2 protein-coding genes are annotated in these 1,523 nt (G+C 70.3%); both read right to left on the bottom strand.

The window, feature by feature from the left end; genetic code table 11:
• Positions 1-1,003: transposase (locus tag VF584_19815; protein HEX8212433.1), on the bottom strand; the 1,003-nt coding region annotated here is incomplete at its 3' end.
• Positions 1,000-1,359 (bottom strand): IS3 family transposase, encoded by a 360-nt coding sequence (locus VF584_19820; protein HEX8212434.1) that lies wholly within the window; start codon positions 1,357-1,359, stop codon positions 1,000-1,002. The genes VF584_19820 and VF584_19815, both read right to left, overlap by 4 nt.
• Positions 1,360-1,523: the final 164 nt, after the last annotated feature.

Consider the following 1,523-nt stretch of genomic DNA (forward strand, 5'->3'; position numbering starts at 1 on the left):
CCGCCCGACAGTCCCGGGCCAGATGCGCCCAGCACAGGGAGCGCCGCTCCGGCGGCAGGTGACCGTAGGCACTGTAGCGATCCGTGATCACGACCGGCGCCGGCCGCTCGGGGGGCTCTTCCGGGTCCGCGTCCGTCCCGCTTTGCAGCAGTGCCTCGCAGGCGGCCCGGCTGCGAGGGCGGTCCAGGCGGTAGAAGGCGAACTGCCGCGTGACGGCGGTCCAGAGACAGTGCAGCGCGCCCGCTTCCCGCCAACTCGTCTCATCCACCCCCAGCACGGGAGCCTGCGGCACTGCAGCGGCCAGTTCCTGATAGGGCGCCGCCAGCGCCTGCGCCGTGTCCGCTTCTAACGCGGACAGCGTGCCCACTGACAACCCGATCCCAAAGAGGTCCTGGAGGAGCGCTTGCACCTGGCGCCGCGAAAGCCGGCACGCGCCGGAGAGGAGGGAAGCCATCGCCTGCACTCGCGGCCCCACACACCGCCGGCTCACGCCGGCCGGGAGCCGCGCCCAGGTGCGCCGCCGGCAACTTTGGCAGCGCCGCGCCAGCAGTTGATACTCCGTGATCTCCGGCTGGATTGGGGGCAGCTCGACCACCTGCCAGCGGCGATACTTGCGACGGCGTGGGAGCTCTGCGGGGAAGTGCTGGCCGCAGTGCTCGCAGGCTGGTGGGGTGACCACCACCACCTGATCCACCACGCTCTCCGGCTGCAGGCGTCGGCAGGTGCCGGGGTGGCCGGGTGGTCCCCCACGCTTCTTGCCGGTGGGCGGCTTCTTGGGGCGCTGCCGCCAGGGCGGATCGCTGGACGGGGGACGCGAGGAGTTGCCGGAGTTTCGGTTCCGTTGCTCCGTCAGCTCCTGGACCTGCTGCTGTAGGCGGGTCACGGCGGCCTGCAACTCGGGCACGACCGCCAGCGCCGCCCGCAGCTCGCGCACCATCTGCTGGAGCGTGGGCACGTCGTCGGGTAGATCGGTGGTCGGTAGGGCTTCGGGTGGCTGGCTCACATCCTAATGGAATCACAGCCGTGGCCAATCCGCCCACCCGCCTGAACGGTTACACGGCGGTAAGCATGCGCACTCTGGGTCGTCCCGATCCAGCTCCGTTTCACGTGGCACTGCAGGCTCTCGGTCTGCATGATCCCCTGCACCCGCTTGTGGTTGACCGCCCAGCCTTCCCGCTGCACCTGCGCGGTCACGCGCCGGTAGCCGTAGCCCGGGAACTCCAGGCACAGCGCCTCGATCCGCTCTCGCAGTTGCAGGCGCTCCGCTTCGCGGCGGGGGGCGGTAGCCGGCTCCGCCTGTGTCCAGTACCAACTACTGCGCGGCAACTCCAGCAACTGACACGCCCGGAGGGTGGACATCCCCGGTGGCCGCTGCCTCATGAGCGCCGCCCGCTGGTCAGGGGAGAGTTCGCCCGCCGCAACGCCTTTTTTAGGAACTCGTTCTCCAGGGCCAGTTGCCCCACCAACCGTTCTAGTTCCCCAATCCGCGCTTCTGCCGCCGCCAGCGTCCGAGCGGCTCCGCA

Origin of the sequence: Longimicrobium sp., assembly GCA_036389135.1 — a bacterium.
Taxonomy (GTDB): Bacteria; Gemmatimonadota; Gemmatimonadetes; order Longimicrobiales; family Longimicrobiaceae; genus Longimicrobium.